Genomic DNA, 18,391 nt, shown 5'->3' on the forward strand with positions numbered 1-18,391 from the left:
AGCGAGGGCCCTTCGGGAATCGGAATGCGCCGCATTGCGGCCCGGTTACAGCTGGTGTCGCTCACACGCAAAGTCCAGTCATCCGGTATTAGAGTCGACACCATACGAACCGGGTAGTGAACAGCTATCCGGTTCTCTCGTCCCAGCCCCCCGATCACCCGCTCCGGAATCTCCGGCGCTCGTGCTCGCGGTGCAGGTGCACGACATGCGGTTGACGTGGAGAAGGAGGGTCCAGTGGTTCTAGTTCGTCAGGAGATCGGCGATGTCCTCAGGGACTTTCGCCTGCAGAAAGGTCGTACGCTCCGTCAGGTGGCGAGCAAGGCGAGTGTTGCGCTCGGCTACCTGAGCGAGGTCGAACGCGGTCAGAAGGAGGCCTCCTCGGAGATCCTCGCCTCTGTCGCCGACGCCCTCGACACCCCCATCTCGGTGATCATGCGCGAGGTCGGCGATCGTCTCGCCGTCATCGAGGGCATCGACACCATCCCCGACACCATCCCGGCCGACATGGTCGCCGGCTTCGACGCGGACCTCGTCACGCAGTAGTCGGCCCCCGTCCCCTCCACTCACCGCACCCGCTCCACGCGAAGGGCGCCCAGGCTCCGGCCGGGCGCCCTTCGGCGTTCCCGGGGGAGTGCGGCCTCCGGGCAACGGCTACCGTGGACGCATGCGCTTGAGCGAGTTCCGGCAGCTGGTGGACGACGAGTTCGGCGGCGCCTACGCCCGTGTCCTGGTCTCGGACCTCGTGCTGACCGAGCTCGGGGGCCGCACCGCCGAGCGCGCCCTCGCAGACGGAGCGGAGCCGCGCGAGGTCTGGCTCGCCCTCTGCCGCGCCAACGACGTCCCGGAGGCCCGGTGGCACGGCGTGGATCCGCGGAAGCGCCACCGCTGACGCTCCCGTCGCCGAAGCCGTGTTCGACACGCCGATGGCTCGTGCTCGAATCCGTGTTCGAACGGGTCTAGGCTCCTCCACAGAAGCAGGATCGGCTCCGTCTCCACGGAGTCGCTCTCGCTCGGCCCCGATGTCGGTGGTCGGGCGTACCGTCGGAGACACCTGAACGGACCTGCTTCACCGCCTTGTCGCAGCCGGCCGGCACTGTCACTCCGACAGCCGCCGGCATGTCGCGACAGCCTGTAGGCGACACCACCACGAACACGAGAGCGAGACGGCCATGCCCAGTTCCTCCGACCGCGAGAAGTCCCTCGAGACCGCACTCGCCCAGATCGACCGCCAGTTCGGCAAGGGCGCCGTCATGCGCCTCGGCAGCGACGACCGCGCTCCCGTCGAGGTGATCCAGACCGGTTCGATCGCGCTCGACGTCGCGCTCGGGATCGGCGGGCTCCCGCGCGGCCGCATCGTCGAGATCTACGGCCCCGAGTCCTCCGGAAAGACCACCCTCACCCTGCACGCGATCGCGAACGCGCAGCGCAACGGCGGCATCGCCGCCTTCATCGACGCGGAGCACGCGCTCGACCCCGAGTACGCCAAGAAGCTCGGCGTCGACATCGACTCCCTCCTCGTGTCGCAGCCCGACACCGGAGAGCAGGCGCTCGAGATCGCCGACATGCTCGTGCGCTCGGGCTCGATCGACCTCATCGTGATCGACTCCGTCGCGGCCCTCGTGCCGCGTGCCGAGATCGAGGGCGAGATGGGCGACTCCCACGTCGGCCTGCAGGCGCGCCTCATGTCCCAGGCGCTGCGCAAGCTGACCGGCGGACTGAACACCACGAACACCACGATGATCTTCATCAACCAGCTGCGCGAGAAGATCGGCGTCTTCTTCGGAAGCCCCGAGACCACGGCGGGCGGCAAGGCGCTCAAGTTCTACGCGTCGGTCCGCCTCGACATCCGCCGCATCGAGACGCTGAAGGACGGCACCGACGCGGTCGGCAACCGCACGCGCGTCAAGGTCGTGAAGAACAAGATGGCCCCGCCCTTCAAGCAGGCCGAGTTCGACATCCTCTACGGCGTCGGCATCTCCCGCGAGGGCAGCCTGATCGACTTCGGCGTCGAGCACGAGATCGTCCGCAAGTCGGGCGCCTGGTACACCTACGACGGCGACCAGCTCGGTCAGGGCAAGGAGAAGGCGCGCCAGTTCCTCATCGACAACCCCGATGTGGCCGCCGAGATCGAGAAGCGCATTCTGGTCAAGCTCGGCGTGATCGTCGACCCGAACGCGGCCGTCGAGGCCGCGCCGGTCGCGATCGAGACCAAGCAGCCCGTGCGCAAGGGCGCCTAGCCCGTGGCGGAGAAGGCCGCGGAGGGGGCGAAGGGCCGCCCCGTGGCCTTCCTGCCCTGGGTCGACCGGGGTGCGGCGGGCGACGACGGCTGGGCTCCGGCGGCGCCGGACGCCGACGGGGCCGGGTCGCTTCCGGATCCGTCCGGAGCCGGAACGCCGCGTACCAGTGCTCCCGGAGCGGCCGCAGACGAGTCGGAAGGCTCCGCCGTCGGGGGCGCCGCGTCTCCGGCCTCCGAGCGGATCGCCGAGCTCTCGGCTCATGTCGCCCGGCGCGCGCCGGCGTTCGTCGAGAACGCGGACGACGAGGACGACGACGACGCGATCGAGATCCCGGAGGAGATCGATCCCGAGCAGGTCGCGGATCGGATCGTACGGGGGCTCTCCCGCAAGAGCCTCTCGGTCGCCGAGGTCGAGGCGCGCCTCTACACGGAGGGCGTCGCCGAGAAGGACGCCCTCGAGATCCTCGAGCGCTTCACGCGCTTCGGCTACCTCGACGACCTCCGCATGGCGGAGCAGCTGGTCGTCTCGCTCCGTGACCGCAAGAAGCTCGGCCGCTCCTCCATCCAGCAGGAGCTGCGCGCGCGGAAGATCGACCCCGAGGCGATCGCGTCAGCGCTCGACGAGCTGGACGGCGACGACGAGTACCGCACGGCGCTCGAGCTCGCGCGCAAGCGCCTGCCGAGCCTGCGCTCTCTCTCCGACGAGGTCGCCGAGCGCCGGCTCACGGGATTCCTCGCGCGCCGCGGCTACGCCGGCGGACTCGTGCAGCGCGTCGTCCGCGAGACGATCCGCAAGCCGGGGTCGAGCGTCCGCTTCCGCTGACACGGCGGGCCGGGAGCGGTCCGACCGGAGCGTAGAATCCCACACCATGAGCACGCTCGGTACCGCCCCGTCGCCCGTCGCCGAGACCCGGCCGAGGACCTACGAGGTCCGTACGTTCGGGTGCCAGATGAACGTGCACGACTCCGAGCGGCTGAGCGGTTCGCTCGAGGCGGCGGGCTACGTGTCCGCCGATGGAGCCGAGGCCGACGTCGTTGTGATCAACACCTGCGCGGTGCGCGAGAACGCCGACAACAAGCTCTACGGCAACCTCGGCCACCTCGCGTCGGTGAAGCGCCGACACGAGGGGATGCAGATCGCGGTCGGCGGCTGTCTCGCGCAGAAGGACAAGAACGTCATCCTCGACCGTGCCCCGTGGGTCGACGTGGTCTTCGGCACGCACAACATGGGCGCCCTCCCTAGCCTGCTCGAGCGCGCCCGCCACAACGACGAGGCGCAGCTCGAGATCCTCGAATCGCTCGATGTCTTCCCCTCCACGCTCCCCACGAAGCGCGACTCGACCTACAGCGGCTGGGTCTCGATCTCGGTCGGCTGCAACAACACCTGCACCTTCTGCATCGTCCCCTCGCTCCGCGGCAAGGAGAAGGACCGGCGTCCCGGCGACGTGCTCGCCGAGATCCAGGCGCTCGTGGACGACGGCGCGATCGAGGTCACCCTTCTCGGCCAGAACGTGAACTCCTACGGCGTCGAGTTCGGCGATCGCCAGGCGTTCTCGAAGCTGCTCCGCGCGGCGGGCACAATCGACGGGCTCGAGCGGATCCGCTTCACGAGCCCCCATCCCGCGGCCTTCACCGACGACGTGATCGACGCCATGGCCGAGACGCCGGCGGTGATGCCGCAGCTGCACATGCCGCTCCAGTCCGGCTCCGACCGCGTCCTCAAGGCGATGCGCCGCTCCTACCGCTCCGAGAAGTTCCTCGGGATCCTCGACCGGGTGCGCGATCGCATCCCGCACGCGGCGATCAGCACCGACATCATCGTGGGCTTCCCCGGCGAGACGGAGGCCGACTTCCAGGAGACCCTGCGGGTGGTCGAGGCGGCCCGCTTCGCCTCCGCCTTCACCTTCCAGTACTCCATCCGGCCCGGCACCCCGGCCGCGACGCTGCCCGACCAGATCCCCAAGGCGGTCGTCCAGGAGCGCTACGAGCGGCTCGTCGCCCTGCAGGACGCGATCAGCGAGCAGGAGAACCGCACCGTCGTCGGCCGAGAGGTCGAGGTCCTCGTCGCGACCGGCGAGGGCCGCCGCGACACGGAGACGCACCGGCTGAGCGGACGCGCCGAGGACAGCCGTCTGGTGCACTTCGACGTGCCCGAGGGCTCCGAGCAGCCGCGTCCCGGAGACGTGGTCTCCGTCCGGGTCACCCGTGCCGCCCCCTTCTACCTCCTGGCGGATTCGCCCGACGGCGCGCCGCTCCGCATCCGCCGCACCCGCGCGGGCGACGCCTGGGACCGGGCGCAGACCGAGTCCTGCGGAGTTCCGGCCGCCCCGGGCGCGAGCGGGGCGCCCCGGGTCTCGCTGGGCCTGCCGTCGCTGCGCGTGCGCGACGCCGGCACGCTGACGACGCCGATCTACGACGCCCTCGATGGCGAGCGCTGAGACCGGAGCCCCCGATACCGCGCCGGAGCTGATCGCGGTCGTCGGCGCGACCGGCACGGGCAAGTCCGACCTCTCGCTCGATCTCGCCGAGGCGATCCGGCAGGACGGCGGCGCCGCTGAGATCGTGAACGCCGACGCGATGCAGCTCTACCGCGGGATGGACATCGGCACCGCGAAGCTGCCCGCCGACGAGCGGCGGGGCGTCCCGCACCATCTGCTCGACGTCCTCGACGTGACGGAGGAGGCGTCGGTCGCCCGCTACCAGAGCGAGGCGCGGCGGGTGATCGAGAGCGTGCTGGCGCGCGGGGCGACGCCGATCCTGGTCGGGGGCTCCGGCCTGTACGTCTCCAGCGTCGTCTTCGAGTTCTCGTTCGCGGGCACCGACCCGGCCGTCCGGCGCCGGCTCGAGGAGACCGCCGAGCGGGAGGGCCTGGGCGCCCTCGTCGAGCGGCTGCGCCGGATCGACGCCGGAGTGGCCGAGCGGATCGGTCCGCACAACGCCCGGCGCATCATCCGCGCGCTCGAGATCGCGGAGCTGACCGGGGGGAGCACGCACAGCGCGCTGATGTCCGACGAGCCCGTGCCGTGGCGCCCCGCGTCGATCCTCTTCCTCGAGGCTCCGCGGGAGGAGCTGGTGCAGCGCCTCGACCGGCGCGTGGAGCAGATGTGGGCGGCCGGGATGCTCGACGAGGTCGAGCGGCTCGCCCCGCTCGGCCTCGAGCGCGGCGTCACCGCAGGCCGCGCCATCGGGTACGCCCAGGCGCTCGCCCAGCGTGCCGGCGTCCTCCGCGAGGACGAGGCGATCGCGGCCACGCAGGCGCTCACGCGCCGCTACGCACGCCGGCAGAACAGCTGGTTCCGGCGCTACGCCGGCGCCCACCGGCTCCCGTACGACGCGCCGGACCTGGTGTCGCGGGCGCACGCCGCCGCCCAGGCCGCCTCGCCCGCTCCTCGCTAGGCTGTGCGCCATGACGATCGAGCTGCACTTCACCAAGGGCCAGGGCACCGGCAACGACTTCGTGCTCTTCAGCGACCCGGACGGTGAGGTCGACCTCTCGCCCGCGCAGATCGCGATGATCTGCGACCGCCACTTCGGCGTCGGCGCCGACGGCGTCATCCGTGCCGTCCGCTCCCGCGCGATCCCGGAGGGCGCCGCGGCCCTGGCCGAGGAGAGCGAGGCGGAGTGGTTCATGGACTACCGCAACGCCGACGGCTCGATCGCCGAGATGTGCGGCAACGGCATCCGCGTCTACGCCGCGTTCCTGCTCGCGGGCGGCCTCGCGACGCTCGAGCCCGGCGACACCCTGCCGATCGGCACCCGCGCCGGCGTCCGCGACGTCACCCGCAGCGGTTCCGGGTTCCAGGTCGACCTCGGCCGCTGGGAGCTGGCGGGCGGCGAGCCCCTGGTGCGGGCGAAGGAGCTCAAGGTCGCGCGCCCCGGTCTCGGGATCGACCTCGGCAATCCGCACGTGGTCGTCGCCCTCAGCAACGACGAGGAGCTCGACTCCGCCGACCTCTCCTACATCCCGCAGCTCGACCCGGAGCCCGAGGACGGCGCGAACGTCGAGTTCGTGGTTCCCGGCGAGCCGCTGGTCCACGACGGGATCGGGCGGATCCGGATGCGCGTGCACGAGCGCGGCAGCGGCGAGACCCTGAGCTGCGGCACGGGTGCCGCGGCGGCGGCACTGGCGGTGCGCTACTGGGCGGGAGCGCGCGCTCCGCAAGCCTGGCGCGTGGAGGTCCCGGGCGGCACGCTCGGCGTGACGATGTTCGCGGCGGAGGAGGGCGAGCATGTCGGGCTCTCCGGCCCGGCCGACCTCGTCTTCACCGGGACGATCCGGATCGACTGAGGACCCGGTCAGGCCCGGCGGGTCGTCCGCAGCACGCGGAAGCCCTTCGCCGAGGAGACGCGCTCCACGTCGAGCCGCCCGGCGAACGCGGCGCCCAGCCAGGTCTGGAGCGAGTCGGAGCCGAGGTTGCGCTGCACGACGAGCCAGGCGTCCGCGCCCTGCTCGAGCCGCGGCAGCCAGCGCTCGAGAAGGAGGTGCAGCTCCTCCTTGCCGATGCGGATCGGCGGGTTCGACCACACGGTGCGGAAGCGGACGTCGTCGGGAACATCCTCGGGCAGCACGGCGTTGACATTGAGGACGCCGAGTTCCTCGCAGTTGCGACGGACCAGCTCGAGCGCCCGCTGGTTGACGTCGACCGCCCACACCCGGGCGTCGGGGGAGGCGAGGGCGAGCGCGAGGGCGATCGGGCCCCAGCCGCAGCCGAGGTCCAGCAGGTCCCCGTCAGCGGGGGCGTCGGGCACCGCGTCCAGCAGGACGCGTGTGCCGAGATCGACGTGACCGGGGCTGAACACCCCTCCTGCCGTCGTGACCTCGAGGTCGCGGCCGGCCAGGCGGGCCTGGATCCTGCGGGGCCGGAGGTCGCCGTCGGGAGTACTCGAGAAGTAGTGCTCGGCGGCCATGAGAAGTGAACCTATCAAGACCTGAGGAGTTAGTGTTATCCGGATGACGGAAGACCTGAACGAGACCGACACGACCGAGGCCGTGGACGTCGTCTCGAGGGTCCTGGCGAACGCGCAGTCGCGTTCGGCGGGGTACTCGCGCTTCGTCGCGGGTGGAGCCCAGGCGCTGCAGAGCGCCGGCCACGAGGGCGAGAACAGCGACGGCGAGCAGTTCGACCGCGACGACCGGCAGGCGCTGCGACGCGTCGCCGGCCTCTCGACCGAGCTCGAGGACGTCACGGAGGTCGAGTACCGCCAGCTGCGCCTGGAGAACGTCGTGCTCATCGGCGTGTACTCGCAGAATTCGCTGGAGGACGCGGAGAACTCGCTGCACGAGCTCGCCGCGCTCGCGGAGACGGCGGGAGCGACGGTCCTCGACGGCCTGCTCCAGCGCCGCCCGCACCCCGATCCGAGCACCTACCTCGGCAAGGGCAAGGCCCAGGAGCTCGCGGGGCTCGTCGCGGCCCTCGGCGCGGACACGGTCGTCGCCGACACCGAGCTCGCACCGAGCCAGCGGCGTGCGCTGGAGGACGTGGTGAAGGTGAAGGTGATCGACCGCACCGCGGTGATCCTCGACATCTTCAGCCAGCACGCGAAGAGCCGTGAGGGCAAGGCGCAGGTCGAGCTCGCGCAGCTCGAGTACCTGCTCCCGCGACTGCGCGGCTGGGGCGAGTCCATGTCCCGCCAGGCCGGCGGCCAGGTGGGCGCGGGAGCCGGAATGGGCTCGCGCGGTCCGGGTGAGACGAAGATCGAGCTCGATCGTCGCCGCATCCACACCCGCATGGCGCGCCTGCGCAAGCAGATCACGGCGATGAAGCCCGCCCGCGAGGCCAAGCGCGCGAACCGCAAGCGCAACGCCGTCCCCTCGGTGGCGATCGCGGGGTACACGAACGCCGGCAAGTCGAGCCTGCTGAACCGGATGACGCACGCGGGCGTCCTCGTCGAGAACTCGCTCTTCGCGACCCTCGACGCCACCGTCCGCAAGGCCCAGACGAAGGACGGGCGCCTCTACACGCTCGCCGACACGGTCGGCTTCGTGCGAGCGCTTCCGCACCAGCTCGTCGAGGCCTTCCGGTCGACGCTCGAGGAGGTCGCGGACTCCGATGTGATCGTCCACGTCGTGGACGCCTCCCACCCCGATCCGGCCGGGCAGATCGCCACCGTGCGCGACGTGATCGGCGAGGTGGGCGCCCGGAGCATCCCCGAGATCATCGCCTTCAACAAGGCCGATCTGGTGGACGAGGGCACGCGGCTGGTGCTGCGCGGTCTCGCTCCCGACGCGGTCTTCGTGTCGGCGCGCAGCGGCGAGGGCATCGACGAGCTGGAGGCGCGGATCGCCGAGATCCTGCCCGAGCCGGACGTCGAGATCGACCTGCTCGTGCCGTACGACCGGGGCGACGTGATCTCGCATCTGCACCGCAGCGGCCGGATCCTGTCGACGCAGTACGTCGAGGGCGGCACCCACGTGGTCGCCCTCGTGCACGCCGACCTGGCGGGCTCGCTCACCGAGTTCGCGGTTCCGCGCGCGGCCGTCCAGGCCTGATCGCCACCACCCGAGCGCCTGTCTCCCCGTCCGGGCGGCGGGCGCTCGGCGCATCCGGGAGGGGGTGCGGCGTCCCGCATCATCGACCCGCTCCGGAGGTCGGAGGGTTCGGCGATCTCGTGTCGGCAGCTCTCCTCCGCCTTCCCGTGACCGCGACGGAGGGGCGCGCGCCCCGATCGCCCGTGCCCGTCGAATGCAGGAGGGGCCCGACCGGCTGCACGCCGGTCGGGCCCCTCCTGCACGCCCGGTGTCAGACCGAGCGGAGGACCGCCACGATCTTCCCGAGCACCTCTGCCTCGTCGCCGAGGATCGGCTCGAAGTTGGAGTTGCGGGGCAGCAGCCAGGTGTGGCCGTCGCGCTGGCGCAGCACCTTGACGGTGGCCTCGCCGTCGAGCATGGCCGCCACGATCTCGCCGTTCTCGGCGGTGCGCTGCGAGCGGACCACGACCCAGTCGCCGTCGCAGATCGCGGCGTCGATCATCGACTCGCCGACGACCTTGAGCATGAAGAGCTCGCCCTTGCCGACGAGCTGCCGGGGAAGCGGGAACACCTCGTCGATCTGCTGGTCGGCCATGATCGGCACGCCCGCCGCGATCCGGCCGACGAGGGGGACCATCGCCGCGTCGCCGACCGTCGCGGTCGACTCGAACGACCCGTCGTCCTCCGTCGAGCTGGGGACGTCGATGAGGATCTCGAGGGCGCGGGGCCGGTTCGGGTCGCGGCGCAGGTAGCCGCTGAGCTCGAGCTGGTTGAGCTGGTGGGTGACGCTCGACAGCGAGGCGAGGCCGACCGCGTCGCCGATCTCGCGCATGCTCGGCGGGTAGCCGCGGCTCGACACCGAGCGCTGGATCGCGTCGAGGATCGCGAGCTGCTTGGCGCTCAGGCTCTTCCGGCGCCGGCCTGCGGCCGCCTTCGTCTTGGCGGCCGGGGTCCCGGCCCTCTGCGCGTCGCTCACGATGCTCCCTCTTCCCGGTGCGCACGCCGCGTGCGCGCCCGCCCGGTCGCGACCCGACAAGGAATGTCGGTGGTCGCTGCTCTACTACGACCAGGCTCTCGAAACTGTATCCGCCGGAACTCACGACTCGGAACATTCGTTCGAGTGTGTCGCGCGCGAGTTCGCCCGCGGATCAGCCGGAACGGTCCCTTGACCGCTCCGTCGTTCGAAGATATGTTCGGTACAGGCGTTCGGGGCGGCCCTCCCGGCCGAGGGCCTCCCCGAATCCCTGTTGAAAGGAGCGATCCCATGACCGCACAGCTCACCTCCCGCCCGCATCAGCGCTCGTCCGCGGCTCGGCCCGTCGAGGTACTGCCGTCCGCTCCCGAGCCGATGAGCGCGTTCGGGGAAGCGCGGATCGTTCGCACCCGTCTGCGCCTCACGCGCCGCGGCCGCGCCGTGGTGGCCGCTCTGGGGGCCCTGCCGATCGTGGCGGGCGCCTTCGCCTTCGGGCTCAACGGCGGTGGAGCGGTCGCGTCGAGCGACGCCGCTGCGGTCGAGTTCCAGTACGTCACCGTTCACGCGGGCGAGTCGCTCTGGTCGCTCGCCGAGGAGCTCGCCCCGCAGGCGGACCCGCGCGACGTGGTCGACGACATCCTCTCCCTCAACCAGCTCTCGAGCGCGGGCGTCGAGCCCGGGCAGCGCCTCGCGGTCCCGGCCGAGTACGACACCGCTCGCTGAGCCGGGCTGCCCGGACGTCCGCGCCGGGTGCTTCGCTACCATTCCCTGGTGACGACTCTCGATGACCTGCCCCTCCGCGACGACCTCCGAGGCAGGCACCCGTACGGTGCACCCCAGGCGGTCGTGCCCGTCGCCCTCAACGTCAACGAGAACACCCACCCGGTCCCGGACGACGTGATCGCCGACATCGTCGGGCGGGTCACGGAGGCGCTGCGCACCGTCAACCGGTATCCCGACCGCGAGTTCCGAGAGCTGCGCGACTCCCTCGCCGGCTACCTCGGTCACGGGCTCACCGCGGACGGCGTGTGGGCTGCGAACGGATCGAACGAGGTGCTCCAGCACGTCCTTCAGGCGTTCGGCGGTCCCGGGCGCTCGCTGCTGGGGTTCGCGCCCACCTATTCGATGTACTCGATCCTCGCGTCGGGGAGCGGAACGGAGTGGATCCCCGCTCCGCGCGAGGCGGAGTTCGAGATCGGAGCCGAGTACGCCGCGGAGCAGGTGCGCCGGGCCCGGCCCGACATCGTCTTCCTCTGCGCTCCGAACAACCCGACCGGGACGCCGCTCGACCTCGCCGTGATCGAGGCGGTCTACGACGCGACCGACGGCATCGTCGTCGTCGACGAGGCGTACGCCGAGTTCGCGGGCAGGGGCGCGCCCACCGCGCTGAGCCTCCTCCCCGGGCGACCGCGCCTGCTCGTGTCCCGCACCATGAGCAAGGCCTTCGCCTTCGCCGGCGTCCGCCTGGGCTACCTCGCCGCCGACCCCGCGGTGATCGACGCGCTCCGCCTCGTCCGCCTCCCGTACCACCTGTCGGCCCTCACCCAGGCCGCCGCGACCGCCGCCCTCGCTCACGCCGACGAGATGCTCGCCATGGTCGGCGAGATCATCGTGCAGCGCGACCGGATGATCGACGGCCTGCGCGCCCTCGGCTACCGCCCGTACGCGACCGGCAGCAACTTCGTCCTCTTCGGCAATGTCGCGGATCCGGCCGCCGTGTTCGAGGGCCTGCTCGCCCGCGGCGTCCTCATCCGCGACGTCGGCATCCCGAACCACCTCCGTGTCAGCGCCGGCACCGAGGAGGAGACGACCGCGTTCCTCGAGGCGCTCGCCTCCCTCCCCGCACCGTCGGCCGACCCCGCGGTGGCGCTCTCGCGCGAGTGAGCTCCGCCCGGGGGCGGCGACGCGGCGCGAATAGACTGGGAGGCATGACCTCCCCGAGCGCCGCACCCGGGCGCACCGCCTCCCTCAGCCGTGCCACCAGCGAGTCGAGCATCGAGCTCTCCCTCGACCTCGACGGCACGGGCGTCGCCGATCTCGAGACCGGCGTGCCCTTCTTCGACCACCTGCTGACGGCGTTCGCGAAGCACTCGCTCACGGACCTGCACGTCCGGGCCCGCGGCGACATCGAGATCGACATCCACCACACCGCGGAGGACATCGGCATCGTGCTCGGCACGGCCATCCGTCAGGCGCTCGGCGACAAGGCCGGGATCTCCCGCTTCGGCGACGCGCTCGTCCCCCTCGACGAGGCGCTCGTGCAGGCCGTCGTCGATATCTCGGGGCGCCCCTACCTCGTGCACACCGGCGAGCCGGAGGGCTTCGCGCTGCACCTGATCGGCGGCCACTTCACCGGGTCGATGGTGCGTCACGTCTTCGAGGCGATCGCGTTCAACGCCGGCCTCACCGTGCACGTCACGGTGCTCGGCGGCAGGGACCCGCACCACATCGCCGAAGCGGAGTTCAAGGCGTTCGCCCGCGCCTTCCGTCAGGCCAAGGCCCTCGACCCGCTCGTCTCCGGCGTGCCGTCGACGAAGGGCGCGCTGTGAGCTCGGCCCGCCCCTCCGTCGTGGTCTACGACTACGGCTCGGGGAACGTGCACTCCGCCGTCAAGGCGCTCGAGCTCGCCGGGGCCGACGTCGAGCTGACGGGGGACCGGCAGCGGGCGCTGGAGGCGGACGGCCTCCTCGTGCCCGGCGTCGGCGCCTTCGACGCCGTGATGTCGGCGCTGACCCGCGCCCGCGGCGGCGAGATCATCGAGAAGCGCCTCGCCGGCGGGCGCCCCGTCCTGGGCATCTGCGTCGGGATGCAGGTGCTCTTCGAGCGCGGCGTCGAGCGCGGGGTCGAGAGCGAGGGCCTGGGCGAGTGGCCGGGGACGGTGGACCTCCTCCCGGCCGAGGTCGTCCCGCACATGGGCTGGAACACCGTCTCCGCTCCCGAGGGCTCGGTGCTCTTCGACGGCATCGCCGAGGAGCGCTTCTACTTCGTGCACTCCTACGGCGCCCGCGAGTGGTCGCTCGACGTGATGCCCCCGTTCCCGCGTCCCGCGGTCACCTGGGCCGATCACGGAGGCCCCTTCATCGCCGCGGTCGAGAACGGGCCGCTCTCGGCCACGCAGTTCCACCCCGAGAAGTCGGGGGCCGCCGGGCTCCGGCTGCTGGCCAATTGGCTGGGCACCCTCCGCACGAACTAGGATCGGCCGGTGGTCGGCGCCTCCAGGGGCCGGCACCGGCTCCGAGACTGAGGATGACGATGAGCGAGTTCACCAAGGCCCCGGGCCTGGTCCTCCTGCCCGCGATCGACGTGGCGGGCGGCAGGGCCGTGCGGCTCACGCAGGGCGAGGCCGGGACCGAGACCAACTACGGCGACCCGATCGACGCCGCGGGCGACTGGGCCGACCAGGGCGCGGAGTGGATCCACCTCGTCGACCTCGACGCCGCCTTCGGCCGCGGCGACAACCACGGCATCATGAAGAAGGTCATCCGGCAGGTGAAGGGCGTGAACGTCGAGCTCTCCGGCGGGATCCGCGACGACCGCAGCCTCGAGTCCGCGCTGAGCGCCGGCGCGAAGCGCATCAACCTCGGCACCGCGGCGCTCGAGAACCCCGAGTGGGCCGCGAGCGTCATCGCGCAGTACGGCGACCAGATCGCCGTCGGGCTCGACGTCCGGGGCACCACGCTCGCCGCGCGCGGCTGGACCAAGGAGGGCGGCGACCTCTGGCAGGTCCTCGACCGCCTGGAGGAGGCCGGCTGCACCCGCTACGTCGTCACCGACGTCACCAAGGACGGCACCCTCAAGGGCCCGAACCTCGAGCTCCTCGAGCAGGTCATGGCCCGCACCCACCGCCCCGTGATCGCCTCGGGCGGCATCTCGAACCTCGACGACATCGCCGCTCTGCGCGACCTCGTGCCCCAGGGGCTCGAGGGCGCGATCGTCGGCAAGGCGCTGTACGCGGGCGCGTTCACGCTCGCGGAGGCCCTGGATGTCGCATCCGAGTGAGCCCCGCCCGCTCCCGGCGCATCTGACCGACTCGGCCGGCACCCCCTGGGCGGGCCGGCACTTCGAGCCGAGCGCAGCGCCGGAGGACGACGGGAGCGCCCCGGAGGCGCTTGTCGCCGCGCTCGAGTCCTTCGCCCGCGGCACTCGCGGCCCGGAGGCCGTGGTCGACGCGATCCGCACGTCCCGCCTGCTCATCCCGCTGGTCGCCCGCCTCGGCGAGGAGGCGGAGGGGGTCGGGGGACTCCGGGCGGACAAGACGCAGGAGCTCGCGATCGTCACGGTCGCCGGACCCGACGGCCGCACGGTGCTCCCCGTCTTCAGCGGCGTCGAGAGCATGCGCCGATGGGACCCGGCCGCCCGTCCCGTCCCGGTCGACGGGCGCCGTGCGGCCCTGGCGGCCGTCGCGGAGGGCACCGAGGTGATGGTCCTCGACCCCGCGTCCGAGCGGGAGTTCGCGGTCCGGCGCCCGGCCCTCTGGGCGATCGCGGAGGGCGGCGCCTGGCGGCCGGCCCCTGCCGATGCGGAGGTGCTCCTGGCTCTGCGCGCGGCTGCGGAGGGGGAGCGGGCGGTCGCCTCGCTCGAGGTGCGCGCGGGAGACCCGGAGCAGCGCCTCGCGGGCCCCGAGCTCGTGGTGGTCCTGAGCCTGCGCCCGGGGCTCGATCAGGACGCGCTCGGCGCCCTCGCCGCGCGCCTGGGGGAGCGCTGGGCGGCCGACGAGACCGTCGCGCAGCGCGTCGACTCGATGACGCTGCAGCTCGCCGCCGCCCGCTGACTCCCGATCAGGTGACCGGGCCGGTCCACTTCTCGCCCGGGCCCTTGCCGATCGGGTCGGCGATCGGGGACGCCTCACGGAACGCGAGCTGGAGGGTGCGGAGGCCGTCGCGCAGGCTCCGGGCGTGCATGTCGCTGATGTCGGGCGCCCCGGCCGTGACCAGGCCCGCGAGCGCGTTGATGAGCTTGCGCGCCTCGTCGAGGTCGACCTGCGCTCCGGGCTCGTCGGCGAGCCCGCACTTGACGGCGGCCGCGCTCATCAGGTGCACGGCGGCGGTGGTGATGATCTCCACCGCCGGGACCTCCGCGATGTCGCGCGCGGCCTCCACGTCGGAGGCTCCGCCGTCCTCGCCGAATCGTCGCGTGTAGTCGTCGTCGTACTGGGCCATGGGTCCTTCGTTCGTCGTCCGTGGTGGAGGGGCGCGGCCGCCGGAGCAGAGGATCGAGGGGCGGCCGGATCCGGTCTGTCGGGCGGGCCGCCGGTCTGCTATGGTTGTCCGGGCTCCGAGGCATGTCCTCGGTTCGAAAGTGGAGATTCTCCCACCCGCGCTTGACCGCTTCACAAGGTTACCGGGTCAGAAGCACTCCGCCCCCGAGGGTCGTCAGACCACCGGAGGCAGGGCTGCGGCTCTCGAGGTCCGCCTCGGGAACCGCGTCACAGGGTGCGAGCGCCGTGCTGCAGGCACGACGTGGACGGGACGATCACCTCTCTCGGGTGCGCTGGAGAAGACTCCGGCAGCGCAGCTGCACTCACCGAGATCAGAGGAGAAACGCAATCAGCGATCCCCGTACCAACGACCGTATCCGCGTCCCCGAGGTCCGCCTCGTGGGTCCCGCAGGAGAACAGGTCGGCGTCGTCAAGATCGAGGTCGCCCTGCGACTCGCGCAGGACGCAGACCTGGACCTGGTCGAGGTCGCCCCCAACTCCAAGCCGCCCGTGGCCAAGATCATGGACTACGGGAAGTTCAAGTACGAGCAGGCTCAGAAGCTCAAGGAAGCCCGTCGCAACCAGGCGAACACGATCCTCAAGGAGGTCCGTTTCCGCCTGAAGATCGACAAGCACGACTACGAGACCAAGCGCAAGCGCGCCGAGGGCTTCCTGAAGGCCGGCGACAAGGTCAAGGCGATGATCCTCTTCCGCGGTCGCGAGCAGTCGCGCCCCGAGATGGGCGTCCGCCTGCTCCAGCGCTTCGCGGAGGACGTCGCCGAGTTCGGCCAGGTCGAGTCCACCCCGACCATCGACGGTCGCAACATGGTGATGGTCATCGGCCCGCTGAAGAACAAGTCCGAGGCGAAGGCCGAGGCCAATGCGGTCCGCGCCGCTCGTCGCGAGGCCAACACCCCCGAGGACACGGCCGAGGCCGAGTCCGTCTAGTACTTCGCCGCCCCGGCCTCGGGGCCGGTGGACGCCCCGCTCGCGGGGCACCGGTTTCGCCCCGCCGAGCGCGGAGTGACGTTCACAAGGAGAGAACATGCCCAAGATGAAGACCCACTCGGGTGCCAAGAAGCGCTTCAAGGTGACCGGCTCCGGCAAGGTCATGAAGCAGCAGGCCGGCATGCGTCACAACCTGGAGTCCAAGTCCAGCGTTCGCACGCGCCGCCTCAACCAGGACCAGGTCCTCGCCCCGCAGGACGCCAAGGTCGCCAAGAAGCTTCTCGGTCTGTAGCCCACCGCCGGCGCAGCCCGCTGCGCCGCGTGGTCGCTACTCAGCCGACACGGATCGATAGGAAGAAACAGCAATGGCAAGAGTGAAGAGGGCCGTCAACGCCCACAAGAAGCGTCGCGTCATCCTCGAGCGCGCCTCGGGCTACCGCGGCCAGCGGTCGCGCCTCTACCGCAAGGCGAAGGAGCAGGTCACCCACTCCCTCGTCTACTCGTACCGCGACCGCCGCGCCAAGAAGGGCGAGTTCCGTCGTCTCTGGATCCAGCGCATCAACGCCGCGTCCCGCGCGAACGGCCTGACCTACAACCGCTTCATCCAGGGCCTCGCCCTGGCCGGCGTCCAGGTCGACCGCCGCATCCTCGCGGACCTCGCGATCACCGAGCCGGCCACGTTCGCCTCGCTCGTCGCGACCGCGAAGAGCGCGCTGCCCGCCGACACCTCGGCGCCCAAGGCCGCAGCGTAGTCAGCACGGCTTCCCGGAGGGGGTCGCGACCGAGAGGTCGCGGCCCCCTCCGTCGTCCGCAGGCCCTTCCGCGCCGTGTCTGCGGGGGCGGCGATCACCGCGCCGATAGGCTCGCCGCATGCTCGACAACCCCCGCTCTCCCCGTGTCCGCTCCGTGGCGAAGCTCACCCGCCGCCCGGCCCGGCTCGAGACGGGGCTCTTCCTCCTCGAGGGCCCGCAGGCACTCTCCGAGGCGCTGCAGTACCGCCCGGAGCTGATCGTCGAGTCGTTCGCGACTCCGACCGCTCTGGAGCGCCACCCCGAGATCGTCGCCGCCGCCGCCGAGGCGGAGGTGGAGATCGAGTACGTGACCGAGGACGTCCTCGACGCGATGGCCGACACCGTCACTCCGCAGGGCTTCGTCGCGGTCTGCCGTCAGTTCCCCACGTCGCTCAAGGACGTCGTCGCCTCCGAGCCGCGCCTCGTGGCGGTGCTCGAGGAGGTCCGCGATCCGGGCAACCTCGGCACGATCATCCGGGCCGCCGACGCCGCCGGCGCCGACGCGGTCGTGCTGTCCGGCCGCTCGGTCGACCTCTACAACCCCAAGGTCGTGCGCTCCACGACGGGTTCGCTCTTCCACCTCCCGGTCGCGGTCGGCGCCGACCTCGCCGACGTGCTGGGCCGGCTCCGCGGCGTGGGCCTCCGCTCCGTCGCGGCCGACGTGAAGGGGGAGGACCTGCTCGACGTCCGCGCCCGCGGGGACCTCGCCCAGCCGACCGTCTGGGTCTTCGGCAACGAGGCGCGCGGCCTCGAGGACGAGTCGCTCGCCCTCGTCGACGGCGTGGTCGCGGTGCCCATCTACGGGGCGGCGGAGTCGCTCAACCTCGCGACTGCGGCCTCCGTCTGCCTGTACGAGAGCGCCTTCGCGCTGCGTTCCTGAGAGGAACCGGGCCGAGGGTGCCGCGAACCTGGAGAACAGGGCGCGTTGTTACCCTTCGGTTAAGAATTCCCTCATGATTTGACCGGCCCATCCCCGTGTGCTTCTCTGACGGCATGGTCACAGCCCCGCAAGACGAGCGCGCCGCCGCTCCCGCCGGTGAACCCCTCGTCGTCCTCTCCGGGGTGCAGAAGCACTACGGCGACTTCCAGGCTCTGAAGGACATCGATCTGACGGTGCACCGGGGCGAGGTCGTCGTGGTCCTCGGCCCCTCCGGATCCGGCAAGTCGACGCTCTGCCGCACGGTCAACCGGCTCGAGACGATCTCGGGCGGCACCATCACCATCGACGGGCAGAAGCTCCCGGAGGAGGGCAAGGGCCTCGCCGCGCTCCGCGCCGACGTCGGGATGGTCTTCCAGTCGTTCAACCTCTTCGCGCACAAGACGATCCTCGAGAACGTCACCCTCGGCCCGATCAAGGTCCGCGGGCTCTCCCGCAAGGACGCGGAGGCCCAGGCCACGGCGCTGCTCGACCGGGTCGGCGTCGGCCACCAGGCCGCCAAGACCCCGGCCCAGCTCTCCGGCGGGCAGCAGCAGCGCGTCGCGATCGCACGGGCGCTGGCGATGAAGCCCAAGGTGATGCTGTTCGACGAGCCGACCTCGGCGCTCGACCCCGAGATGATCAACGAGGTCCTGGACGTGATGGTCGGGCTCGCCAAGGACGGGATGACGATGATCGTCGTCACCCACGAGATGGGCTTCGCCCGGAAGGCCGCCGACCGCGTCGTGTTCATGGCCGACGGCGAGATCCTCGAGGACACCGACCCGGAGTCGTTCTTCACCGCGCCCCGCACCGACCGGGCCAAGGACTTCCTCTCCAAGCTCATCACGCACTAGAAGC

At 71.5% G+C, this 18,391-nt stretch carries 22 protein-coding genes; 19 read left to right on the forward strand and 3 right to left on the reverse strand.

Going from position 1 to position 18,391, the window contains the following annotated elements:
• Window positions 1–234: 234 nt before the first annotated feature.
• From GSU40_RS06240 to dapF, 7 genes are all read left to right on the forward strand, one after another.
• Window positions 235–543 carry a helix-turn-helix transcriptional regulator gene (locus GSU40_RS06240; protein WP_068207524.1) on the forward strand — a complete coding sequence of 103 codons (309 nt, stop codon included), beginning with the start codon at window positions 235–237 and terminating at the stop codon, window positions 541–543.
• A 121-nt stretch (window positions 544–664) separates the two neighbouring features.
• The gene (locus GSU40_RS06245) at window positions 665–889 is read left to right on the forward strand and encodes a DUF3046 domain-containing protein (protein WP_104224474.1); all 225 of its coding nucleotides are present in this window, start codon (window positions 665–667) and stop codon (window positions 887–889) included.
• 280 nt (window positions 890–1,169) lie between these two features.
• Window positions 1,170–2,237 carry a recombinase RecA gene (gene recA, locus GSU40_RS06250; RefSeq protein WP_104224475.1) on the forward strand — a complete coding sequence of 356 codons (1,068 nt, stop codon included), beginning with the start codon at window positions 1,170–1,172 and terminating at the stop codon, window positions 2,235–2,237.
• Between the two features lie 42 nt (window positions 2,238–2,279).
• Complete coding sequence (locus GSU40_RS06255) at window positions 2,280–3,059, forward strand: regulatory protein RecX (RefSeq protein WP_160034109.1); 780 nt, start codon at window positions 2,280–2,282, stop codon at window positions 3,057–3,059.
• 46 nt (window positions 3,060–3,105) lie between these two features.
• Window positions 3,106–4,674 carry a tRNA (N6-isopentenyl adenosine(37)-C2)-methylthiotransferase MiaB gene (gene miaB, locus GSU40_RS06260; RefSeq protein WP_104238631.1) on the forward strand — a complete coding sequence of 523 codons (1,569 nt, stop codon included), beginning with the start codon at window positions 3,106–3,108 and terminating at the stop codon, window positions 4,672–4,674.
• A complete protein-coding gene (gene miaA / locus GSU40_RS06265; protein WP_160034111.1) occupies window positions 4,661–5,632 on the forward strand; it encodes a tRNA (adenosine(37)-N6)-dimethylallyltransferase MiaA in 972 nt (323 codons plus the stop codon). Before miaB ends, miaA begins: the two co-directional genes overlap by 14 nt.
• A 10-nt stretch (window positions 5,633–5,642) precedes the next feature.
• Window positions 5,643–6,524, forward strand: coding sequence for a diaminopimelate epimerase (gene dapF, locus GSU40_RS06270; protein ID WP_160034113.1), 882 nt, complete (start codon window positions 5,643–5,645; stop codon window positions 6,522–6,524).
• 8 nt (window positions 6,525–6,532) lie between these two features.
• Here the strand turns inward: dapF and GSU40_RS06275 are convergent, their stop codons facing one another.
• On the reverse strand, window positions 6,533–7,144 hold the full coding sequence (locus GSU40_RS06275) for a methyltransferase (RefSeq protein ID WP_160034115.1): 612 nt from the start codon (window positions 7,142–7,144) through the stop codon (window positions 6,533–6,535).
• A gap of 43 nt (window positions 7,145–7,187) precedes the next feature.
• Between GSU40_RS06275 and hflX the strand changes: the two genes are divergently transcribed.
• Window positions 7,188–8,726, forward strand: coding sequence for a GTPase HflX (hflX, locus tag GSU40_RS06280; protein ID WP_104224481.1), 1,539 nt, complete (start codon window positions 7,188–7,190; stop codon window positions 8,724–8,726).
• Window positions 8,727–8,976: 250 nt separating this feature from the next.
• On the opposite strand, the gene lexA is transcribed toward hflX, so the two are convergent.
• Complete coding sequence (gene lexA / locus GSU40_RS06285; RefSeq protein WP_104224482.1) at window positions 8,977–9,681, reverse strand: transcriptional repressor LexA; 705 nt, start codon at window positions 9,679–9,681, stop codon at window positions 8,977–8,979.
• A 288-nt stretch (window positions 9,682–9,969) separates the two neighbouring features.
• Here lexA and GSU40_RS06290 point away from each other — a divergent pair, with 288 nt between their 5' ends.
• The 6 genes from GSU40_RS06290 to GSU40_RS06315 are packed head-to-tail and all read left to right on the forward strand — an operon-like array spanning window position 9,970 to window position 14,449.
• Window positions 9,970–10,401: a LysM peptidoglycan-binding domain-containing protein gene (locus GSU40_RS06290; protein WP_348271960.1), complete on the forward strand. Its 432-nt coding sequence runs from the start codon at window positions 9,970–9,972 to the stop codon at window positions 10,399–10,401.
• Window positions 10,402–10,446: 45 nt separating this feature from the next.
• Entirely contained in the window at window positions 10,447–11,562 is a 1,116-nt protein-coding gene (locus GSU40_RS06295; RefSeq protein ID WP_104268769.1) for a histidinol-phosphate transaminase, read from the forward strand.
• Window positions 11,563–11,606: 44 nt separating this feature from the next.
• Complete coding sequence (hisB, locus tag GSU40_RS06300; RefSeq protein ID WP_104233277.1) at window positions 11,607–12,227, forward strand: imidazoleglycerol-phosphate dehydratase HisB; 621 nt, start codon at window positions 11,607–11,609, stop codon at window positions 12,225–12,227.
• Complete coding sequence (hisH, locus tag GSU40_RS06305; protein ID WP_104224485.1) at window positions 12,224–12,871, forward strand: imidazole glycerol phosphate synthase subunit HisH; 648 nt, start codon at window positions 12,224–12,226, stop codon at window positions 12,869–12,871. The genes hisB and hisH overlap by 4 nt, the downstream gene beginning before the upstream one ends.
• Before the next feature lie 59 nt (window positions 12,872–12,930).
• Complete coding sequence (gene priA / locus GSU40_RS06310; protein ID WP_104224506.1) at window positions 12,931–13,677, forward strand: bifunctional 1-(5-phosphoribosyl)-5-((5-phosphoribosylamino)methylideneamino)imidazole-4-carboxamide isomerase/phosphoribosylanthranilate isomerase PriA; 747 nt, start codon at window positions 12,931–12,933, stop codon at window positions 13,675–13,677.
• Window positions 13,661–14,449, forward strand: coding sequence for an SseB family protein (locus GSU40_RS06315; RefSeq protein WP_160034117.1), 789 nt, complete (start codon window positions 13,661–13,663; stop codon window positions 14,447–14,449). The genes priA and GSU40_RS06315 overlap by 17 nt, the downstream gene beginning before the upstream one ends.
• Before the next feature lie 7 nt (window positions 14,450–14,456).
• Here the strand turns inward: GSU40_RS06315 and GSU40_RS06320 are convergent, their stop codons facing one another.
• Entirely contained in the window at window positions 14,457–14,837 is a 381-nt protein-coding gene (locus GSU40_RS06320) for a DUF1844 domain-containing protein (RefSeq protein WP_104313470.1), read from the reverse strand.
• Window positions 14,838–15,223: 386 nt separating this feature from the next.
• On the opposite strand from GSU40_RS06320, the gene infC reads away from it, so the two are divergent.
• The 5 genes from infC to GSU40_RS06345 all read left to right on the forward strand — a co-directional run bounded on the left by infC (window position 15,224) and on the right by GSU40_RS06345 (window position 18,387).
• Window positions 15,224–15,823 (forward strand): translation initiation factor IF-3, encoded by a 600-nt coding sequence (infC, locus tag GSU40_RS06325; protein WP_084415833.1) that lies wholly within the window; start codon window positions 15,224–15,226, stop codon window positions 15,821–15,823.
• 97 nt (window positions 15,824–15,920) lie between these two features.
• Window positions 15,921–16,115 carry a 50S ribosomal protein L35 gene (gene rpmI, locus GSU40_RS06330; RefSeq protein WP_055793295.1) on the forward strand — a complete coding sequence of 65 codons (195 nt, stop codon included), beginning with the start codon at window positions 15,921–15,923 and terminating at the stop codon, window positions 16,113–16,115.
• 73 nt (window positions 16,116–16,188) lie between these two features.
• Window positions 16,189–16,575 (forward strand): 50S ribosomal protein L20, encoded by a 387-nt coding sequence (gene rplT / locus GSU40_RS06335; RefSeq protein ID WP_104224487.1) that lies wholly within the window; start codon window positions 16,189–16,191, stop codon window positions 16,573–16,575.
• 118 nt (window positions 16,576–16,693) lie between these two features.
• The gene (locus tag GSU40_RS06340) at window positions 16,694–17,494 is read left to right on the forward strand and encodes an RNA methyltransferase (RefSeq protein WP_104224488.1); all 801 of its coding nucleotides are present in this window, start codon (window positions 16,694–16,696) and stop codon (window positions 17,492–17,494) included.
• 113 nt (window positions 17,495–17,607) lie between these two features.
• Window positions 17,608–18,387 carry an amino acid ABC transporter ATP-binding protein gene (locus tag GSU40_RS06345; protein WP_104224489.1) on the forward strand — a complete coding sequence of 260 codons (780 nt, stop codon included), beginning with the start codon at window positions 17,608–17,610 and terminating at the stop codon, window positions 18,385–18,387.
• Window positions 18,388–18,391 lie beyond the last annotated feature (4 nt).

This window comes from Rathayibacter sp. VKM Ac-2805 (assembly GCF_009834265.1).
GTDB lineage: Bacteria > Actinomycetota > Actinomycetes > Actinomycetales > Microbacteriaceae > Rathayibacter.

What these genes read in the sequence shown, in the direction of transcription:
- GSU40_RS06245 (WP_104224474.1), top strand. Translation starts at nt 665, where the DNA reads ATGCGCTTGAGCGAGTTCCGGCAGCTGGTGGACGACGAGTTCGGCGGC.
- recA (WP_104224475.1), top strand. Translation starts at nt 1,170, where the DNA reads ATGCCCAGTTCCTCCGACCGCGAGAAGTCCCTCGAGACCGCACTCGCC.
- miaB (WP_104238631.1), top strand. Translation starts at nt 3,106, where the DNA reads ATGAGCACGCTCGGTACCGCCCCGTCGCCCGTCGCCGAGACCCGGCCG.
- miaA (WP_160034111.1), top strand. Translation starts at nt 4,661, where the DNA reads ATGGCGAGCGCTGAGACCGGAGCCCCCGATACCGCGCCGGAGCTGATC.
- dapF (WP_160034113.1), top strand. Translation starts at nt 5,643, where the DNA reads ATGACGATCGAGCTGCACTTCACCAAGGGCCAGGGCACCGGCAACGAC.
- GSU40_RS06275 (WP_160034115.1), bottom strand. Translation starts at nt 7,144, where the DNA reads ATGGCCGCCGAGCACTACTTCTCGAGTACTCCCGACGGCGACCTCCGG.
- hflX (WP_104224481.1), top strand. Translation starts at nt 7,188, where the DNA reads ATGACGGAAGACCTGAACGAGACCGACACGACCGAGGCCGTGGACGTC.
- GSU40_RS06290 (WP_348271960.1), top strand. Translation starts at nt 9,970, where the DNA reads ATGACCGCACAGCTCACCTCCCGCCCGCATCAGCGCTCGTCCGCGGCT.
- hisB (WP_104233277.1), top strand. Translation starts at nt 11,607, where the DNA reads ATGACCTCCCCGAGCGCCGCACCCGGGCGCACCGCCTCCCTCAGCCGT.
- priA (WP_104224506.1), top strand. Translation starts at nt 12,931, where the DNA reads ATGAGCGAGTTCACCAAGGCCCCGGGCCTGGTCCTCCTGCCCGCGATC.
- GSU40_RS06315 (WP_160034117.1), top strand. Translation starts at nt 13,661, where the DNA reads ATGTCGCATCCGAGTGAGCCCCGCCCGCTCCCGGCGCATCTGACCGAC.
- GSU40_RS06320 (WP_104313470.1), bottom strand. Translation starts at nt 14,837, where the DNA reads ATGGCCCAGTACGACGACGACTACACGCGACGATTCGGCGAGGACGGC.
- rpmI (WP_055793295.1), top strand. Translation starts at nt 15,921, where the DNA reads ATGCCCAAGATGAAGACCCACTCGGGTGCCAAGAAGCGCTTCAAGGTG.
- rplT (WP_104224487.1), top strand. Translation starts at nt 16,189, where the DNA reads ATGGCAAGAGTGAAGAGGGCCGTCAACGCCCACAAGAAGCGTCGCGTC.
- GSU40_RS06340 (WP_104224488.1), top strand. Translation starts at nt 16,694, where the DNA reads ATGCTCGACAACCCCCGCTCTCCCCGTGTCCGCTCCGTGGCGAAGCTC.
- GSU40_RS06345 (WP_104224489.1), top strand. Translation starts at nt 17,608, where the DNA reads ATGGTCACAGCCCCGCAAGACGAGCGCGCCGCCGCTCCCGCCGGTGAA.